The 6,536-nt window shown below is 41.5% G+C and carries 6 protein-coding genes, 1 tRNA gene and 1 rRNA gene; 1 reads left to right on the top strand and 7 read right to left on the bottom strand.

Features of this window, described 5'->3' with window-relative positions; genetic code table 11:
* The 7 genes from SK642_RS01035 to pbp2a all read right to left on the bottom strand — a co-directional run.
* Nucleotides 1–1,352 (bottom strand): 16S ribosomal RNA (locus SK642_RS01035); the annotation flags it as partial.
* Nucleotides 1,353–1,594: 242 nt separating this feature from the next.
* Nucleotides 1,595–1,666, bottom strand: a tRNA-Glu gene (locus tag SK642_RS01030).
* 90 nt (nt 1,667–1,756) lie between these two features.
* Nucleotides 1,757–2,236, bottom strand: a complete 480-nt coding sequence (locus SK642_RS01025; protein ID WP_033682998.1) for a sigma-70 family RNA polymerase sigma factor — start codon at nt 2,234–2,236, stop codon at nt 1,757–1,759.
* A 120-nt stretch (nt 2,237–2,356) separates the two neighbouring features.
* The gene (nusG, locus tag SK642_RS01020) at nt 2,357–2,893 is read right to left on the bottom strand and encodes a transcription termination/antitermination protein NusG (RefSeq protein ID WP_020901172.1); all 537 of its coding nucleotides are present in this window, start codon (nt 2,891–2,893) and stop codon (nt 2,357–2,359) included.
* Between the two features lie 50 nt (nt 2,894–2,943).
* Nucleotides 2,944–3,120, bottom strand: coding sequence for a preprotein translocase subunit SecE (gene secE / locus SK642_RS01015; RefSeq protein ID WP_001210991.1), 177 nt, complete (start codon nt 3,118–3,120; stop codon nt 2,944–2,946).
* Between the two features lie 9 nt (nt 3,121–3,129).
* Entirely contained in the window at nt 3,130–3,282 is a 153-nt protein-coding gene (gene rpmG / locus SK642_RS01010; protein WP_014017356.1) for a 50S ribosomal protein L33, read from the bottom strand.
* Nucleotides 3,283–3,334: 52 nt separating this feature from the next.
* Entirely contained in the window at nt 3,335–5,530 is a 2,196-nt protein-coding gene (pbp2a, locus tag SK642_RS01005; protein ID WP_033682997.1) for a penicillin-binding protein PBP2A, read from the bottom strand.
* A gap of 86 nt (nt 5,531–5,616) precedes the next feature.
* Between pbp2a and SK642_RS01000 the strand changes: the two genes are divergently transcribed.
* Nucleotides 5,617–6,492: an RluA family pseudouridine synthase gene (locus SK642_RS01000; protein WP_080708888.1), complete on the top strand. Its 876-nt coding sequence runs from the start codon at nt 5,617–5,619 to the stop codon at nt 6,490–6,492.
* The last annotated feature ends 44 nt before the right edge of the window (nt 6,493–6,536 follow it).

Raw genomic sequence — 6,536 nt, 5'->3', positions numbered from 1 at the left:
CTAGCGATTCCGACTTCATGTAGGCGAGTTGCAGCCTACAATCCGAACTGAGACTGGCTTTAAGAGATTAGCTTGCCGTCACCGGCTTGCGACTCGGTTGTACCAGCCATTGTAGCACGTGTGTAGCCCAGGTCATAAGGGGCATGATGATTTGACGTCATCCCCACCTTCCTCCGGTTTATTACCGGCAGTCTCGCTAGAGTGCCCAACTGAATGATGGCAACTAACAATAGGGGTTGCGCTCGTTGCGGGACTTAACCCAACATCTCACGACACGAGCTGACGACAACCATGCACCACCTGTCACCTCTGTCCCGAAGGAAAGCTCTATCTCTAGAGCGGTCAGAGGGATGTCAAGACCTGGTAAGGTTCTTCGCGTTGCTTCGAATTAAACCACATGCTCCACCGCTTGTGCGGGCCCCCGTCAATTCCTTTGAGTTTCAACCTTGCGGTCGTACTCCCCAGGCGGAGTGCTTAATGCGTTAGCTACGGCACTAAACCCCGGAAAGGGTCTAACACCTAGCACTCATCGTTTACGGCGTGGACTACCAGGGTATCTAATCCTGTTTGCTCCCCACGCTTTCGAGCCTCAGCGTCAGTTACAAGCCAGAGAGCCGCTTTCGCCACCGGTGTTCCTCCATATATCTACGCATTTCACCGCTACACATGGAATTCCACTCTCCCCTCTTGCACTCAAGTTAAACAGTTTCCAAAGCGTACTATGGTTAAGCCACAGCCTTTAACTTCAGACTTATCTAACCGCCTGCGCTCGCTTTACGCCCAATAAATCCGGACAACGCTCGGGACCTACGTATTACCGCGGCTGCTGGCACGTAGTTAGCCGTCCCTTTCTGGTAAGATACCGTCACAGTGTGAACTTTCCACTCTCACACTCGTTCTTCTCTTACAACAGAGCTTTACGATCCGAAAACCTTCTTCACTCACGCGGCGTTGCTCGGTCAGACTTCCGTCCATTGCCGAAGATTCCCTACTGCTGCCTCCCGTAGGAGTCTGGGCCGTGTCTCAGTCCCAGTGTGGCCGATCACCCTCTCAGGTCGGCTATGTATCGTCGCCTTGGTGAGCCGTTACCCCACCAACTAGCTAATACAACGCAGGTCCATCTGGTAGTGATGCAATTGCACCTTTTAAGCAAATGTCATGCAACATCTACTATTATGCGGTATTAGCTATCGTTTCCAATAGTTATCCCCCGCTACCAGGCAGGTTACCTACGCGTTACTCACCCGTTCGCAACTCATCCAGAGAAGCAAGCTCCTCCTTCAGCGTTCTACTTGCATGTATTAGGCACGCCGCCAGCGTTCGTCCTGAGCCAGGATCAAACTCTCATTAAAAGTTTGAGTTCTCACTCATTTCTGTCACTGACAGATTTATTGTTTTTTCATTGTTCAGTACTATAACCTTAGTTATAGTGCCCTGCACATTGGTTCGTCTTGTTCAGTTTTCAAAGGTCTTTGTCGCTTACTTCTCTCAAGCGACAACTATATTAGTATATCACAGACACTTTAACTTGTCAACACTTTTTTGAAACTTTTTTAATCTTTTTTTCATCAAGTGTTCCAACCGCAACATACCATAGTCCGTACGGGATTCGAACCCGTGTTACCGCCGTGAAAAGGCGGTGTCTTAACCCCTTGACCAACGGACCTGAGCTGTATTTTCAACTCTTACTATTATACAGCCTTTTTCAGACTTGTCAATACCTTTTTCTATTTTTTTCATTTTTTTGCATAGCTTCCTAATGGCTACAGATATCAAACTCTTTAAACACAATACGCAAGTCTCTTAATACTCTTTGACGTCCTCGGAATCGTTCTTCTCTTAAAACGCGATCTAACTCTTCTTGGTGCTCTTTAGTTTGTTTGTTTCTATAATCTCTTAGCGTTTCATGAAAGAGATAATAATCGTCTAGCCAGAGACCTCCCTCGCTTATACGATGACTAATCTCGCCCACTTCTTCATAGGGTTCTTTATCATATCTACGCTTCTGACTTTCTTGTTTACGGAGATAGTCTAGAATTCGATTTCGGAATTTAGTTTTGAAATATTTGCGTAAGCGCGGAATATCTTCTATTAATCCTTCTTCTTTACTAATCAATTCATGTAGACATATCATTCCCTCTTGCTCCCAGTCCGATAACTCCCACAAATGAAGGTAATATTCCTTTCTACACTTATACACAATTCCCTGGACTTCTTCATACAATTCTTTGAGCATAATCTTCCCCTTTCTGTTTACAGTCTATCAAATCAAGAAGCTAATTGGGTTCATTTCATCTATTCTGTTTCCTTTACTGCCTCAACTGCACAAAAAAGAGAGGTCTTGCCTCTCTTTGGGTTACAATTCTGCAATTTGGTTTAGGTTTACTTCTGCAACTGTGTCATTACCAAACATAGAGATAATCATTTTCACTTTGTTATTATCAATTTCTGTAATCTTACCAGTGTAGTCTGCAAAAGCACCATCAATAATACGTACGGTTTGACCAACCTCAACATCGAAATCAAATTCTTGAACAGTTTGTCCCATAGACACCAAAATGTCACGAATCTCTTGTTCCAATAATGGAGTTGGTTTTGATCTGTTCCCGTGTGATCCGACAAATCCTGTAACATTTGGTGTGTTTCGAACAACAAACCAAGCTTCATCCGTCATGACCATTTCTACAAGAACATAACCTGGAAAGCGATTTTCTTCTATTTCTTTTCTCTTTCCATTTTTTTCAACTTGCACTGTTTGTGTTGGAATTTCAACGCGTAGAATATTGTCCAACATATTGTAGGTTTGTGCACGTTGTAATAGATTTTCTTTTACCTTATTTTCATAACCAGAATAAGTTTGTAAAACAAACCACCCTTTATCAAAACTATCCATGATATTTCCTTTCATAAATAGAAGATTTTTAGTGTACTTTCACTACTCTTCTAAAAAATGTTAATAAATCGAATCAAACCTGAAACAATCAACTGGTCAAAAATATAAATAATCACAACAAAGAAAGCAGTGTATTCCATAATAGATCGAAAATCTCTCCAGCTTTCCTTGCGAGTTGGCCATGTTGTGTCTTTAAGAAGTCTAAAAATATCTCCAATAAAACGCATCGCTCTCTCCTATCTCGTTTCTCTGTGTGTAGTGTACTTACCACAATGCTTACAAAATTTATTTACTTCTAGTCGTGTAGGCTTGGGGGTTCCGCTGATCTTAATTGAATAGTTTCTAGAACCACAAACCGCACAAGCTAGGCTTGCTTTTTTTAGTGCCATAACGCCTCCATCTTATCTATTATAACAAGAAAGCTAGGCTTTGACAAGCATCTTAGCGAAATAGATTGACTACCGAATCCCAGATTGTTTGAGCTTTTTCCTTAATCTTCGCATCCGAGATAGCCCGACTAGCCTCATCTACTAGGCTTTGTGCACGACCTCGAATATCAGACAAACTATCATCTGTCTGGCTATTATCATTGGTTTGTACTTGTCTTTTTGTGTTAGCTGGTGCAATTCCATTTTGCTTATAAGCATTTTCAACTGTAAAGGTACTTCCTGGTGTATAAGGTAAAATGGTATTTGCAATATTTCTAAAGACATGGGCTGCACCGTTTGAGGTGGAACCTGCTAGATAGTGATTTTCATCAGTGGTCGGAAAACCAAGCCAGTGACTAATCACTACATCCGGAGTATAACCAATTACCCACTGGTCACTTGTATATTCAGGATTGAAAACTGCTTCAGTTGTCCCCGTTTTCCCCGCCATAACATAGTCTGCAGGCGATGAACTAATACCTGTTCCGTTTGTGAATGTCCCCAACATCATACTAGTCATCTTGTCAGCTACAGCTTTATCAATCACTCGTTTTTGTGAATTTTTATGGCTTGCAATAACCTGTCCGCTAGCATTTTCAATTCTACTAATAAAATGAGCTTCCGGCATTAGGCCTTCATTTGCAAAAGCAGCATATGCTTTAGCCATTTGCAGAGGATTAGTTTCGACACCACTTCCCAAGGCGACACCAAGAACACGGTCGACTTTTTCCATGTTGAGTCCAAATTTTTCTCCTGACTCAAAAGCCTTATCAACACCCAAATCATTAACAGTAGCAACAGCAGGTAGATTAAGTGATTCTGCCAAGGCTTGATACATAGGAACTTCTCGACTCGTTTTGATTCCTGCATAGTTATCAACCTTATAGCTGTCATACTGCATGGTATGGTTATCCAACTGCTTGTTCAAAGCCCAACCTGCCTCAACTGCTGGCGTATAGACAACTAAAGGCTTAATTGTAGAGCCAGGGCTACGTTTTGATTGGGTTGCATAGTTGAAATTACGGAATCCAGTTTTATCATTGTCTGCAACTTGACCGACAACACCACGAACTCCCCCTGTTTTCGGTTCGAGAGCTACACTTCCTGATTGAGCAAATGTTCCATCCTCTGCCCTCGGGAATAGCGATGTATTTTCATAAACAACCTGCATATTGGCTTGGTAGTTTTGGTCCAGCTCTGTGTAAATGCGGTAGCCATTATTTACGATTTCTTCCTCAGTTAGATTATACTTGGAAACGGCTTCGTTAACCACCGCATCAAAGTAAGAAGGATAGCGGTAATCTGAAATTTTTCCTTCATACTTATCGTGCAATTGCGAAGTCATATCAACTTCAGCAGCTTCGGTTTCTTGATTTTTATCAATATAACCCGCTGCAACCATATTTTGCAAAACAGTATCGCGACGATTGGTAGAATCCTCTACAGAATTTAAAGGATTATACAATTCCGGCCCCTTTAGCATCCCTGCTAAAGTCGCAGCTTGATCCAGACTTACTTCTGATGCAGAAACTCCAAAGTATTTCTTGCTCGCATCTTCTACACCCCACACACCATTTCCAAAATAAGCGTTGTTTAGGTACATGGTTAGAATTTGATCCTTACTATATTTTTTTGTTAATTCTAAGGCAAGGAAAAATTCTTTTGCTTTTCTCTCGACAGTTTGATCCTGTGACAAATAGGCATTTTTAGCCAGCTGTTGGGTAATAGTAGAACCACCACCTGAACGACCAGCTGTGGCAATAGCCAAGAAGAAGCGGCCATAGTTAATCCCGTCATTTTTATAGAAAGAACGGTCTTCTGTCGCAATAACAGCATTCTGCAAGTTTTTACTGATGTCAGTCAGTTCAACGTAGGTTCCCTTTTGACCAGACAAGGCACCTGCCTCTTTTTCTTCACGGTCAAAAATGAGAGTCCGAGTTTTCAAGGCATTTTGCAAATCATTGACATTTGTTGACTTGGCTACAGCAAACAAATAGGTTCCGACTAGCAAGCCTGCACTCAAACCTAGTATAACAACGATTTTCGTTAGATGATAGCGACGCCAAAATTTTCTAATCGGACCCACTTGAGCTAATTTTTTTCTATCACTACGAGAGCGACGCAAGCTAGTCGAATCAGAATCCTCTAGTTCGCTTGTTTCTTTTTTAAAAAGAGAAAGAAATTTCTCGAATAATTTATCTAATTTCATGCGTTTATTTTATCATCTTCATCATAGGAAGACAAGAATTTAGCTATTTCCTATCCAAATAGGGCTTTTTTTGTTACAATATCTGTATGAAATTCACATTTACATTACCCGCTTCTTTGCCTCAAATGACGGTGAAGCAATTACTAGAGGAGCAACTCCTCATCCCTAGAAAAATCCGTCATTTTTTGAGAATCAAGAAACATATTTTGATAAACCAAGAAGAAGTTCACTGGAACGAGATGGTAAATCCTGGAGATGTTTGCCAGTTGACTTTTGACGAGGAAGATTATCCTAAAAAGGCAATCCCTTGGGGCAACCCAGACTTAGTTCAGGAAGTTTATCAAGATCAACACTTGATTATTGTAAACAAACCCGAGGGGATGAAAACGCATGGTAATCAACCAAACGAAATTGCTCTTCTTAACCATGTCAGTGCCTATGTTGGCCAGACCTGTTATGTCGTTCACCGTCTAGACATGGAAACCAGTGGTTTAGTCCTCTTTGCCAAAAATCCTTTTATCCTCCCCATTCTCAATCGCTTACTAGAGAAAAAAGAGATCTCTCGGGAATACTGGGCACAGGTCGACGGACATATCAACAGCAAAGAACTTGTTTTCAAAGACAAAATCGGGCGTGATCGCCATGATTGCAGAAAACGAATAGTTGATAGAAAAAATGGGCAAACTGCTGAAACGCATGTAAGCAGATTAAAGAAATTTCCAAATCAGACTACCCTTGTCCGTTGCAAATTAAAGACAGGGCGAACCCATCAAATCCGTGTCCACCTTTCTCATCAAAACTTTCCTATCTTGGGCGACCCTCTCTATAATAGTAAATCAAAGACAAGTCGGCTTATGCTTCATGCCTTCCGACTTTCCTTTACCCATCCACTTACATTAGAAAAATTAAACTTCACTGCCCTCTCGAATACTTTTGAAACAGAATTAAAAAAGAATGGATGATTGTGTCATCCATTTTTTCCACATAAGAAAAGCAAGACCAGAGG

Source organism: Streptococcus mitis, assembly GCF_000722705.1.
In the GTDB taxonomy this organism is placed as follows: domain Bacteria; phylum Bacillota; class Bacilli; order Lactobacillales; family Streptococcaceae; genus Streptococcus; species Streptococcus mitis_P.
The sequence above is the reverse complement of the archived record's forward strand: the minus strand, read 5'-3'. Positions and strand labels throughout refer to the sequence as shown.

Coding starts and splice junctions, on each gene's coding strand:
- rpmG (WP_014017356.1), bottom strand. CDS start 3,282: ATGGCACTAAAAAAAGCAAGCCTAGCTTGTGCGGTTTGTGGTTCTAGA.
- SK642_RS01025 (WP_033682998.1), bottom strand. CDS start 2,236: ATGCTCAAAGAATTGTATGAAGAAGTCCAGGGAATTGTGTATAAGTGT.
- nusG (WP_020901172.1), bottom strand. CDS start 2,893: ATGGATAGTTTTGATAAAGGGTGGTTTGTTTTACAAACTTATTCTGGT.
- pbp2a (WP_033682997.1), bottom strand. CDS start 5,530: ATGAAATTAGATAAATTATTCGAGAAATTTCTTTCTCTTTTTAAAAAA.
- secE (WP_001210991.1), bottom strand. CDS start 3,120: ATGCGTTTTATTGGAGATATTTTTAGACTTCTTAAAGACACAACATGG.
- SK642_RS01000 (WP_080708888.1), top strand. CDS start 5,617: ATGAAATTCACATTTACATTACCCGCTTCTTTGCCTCAAATGACGGTG.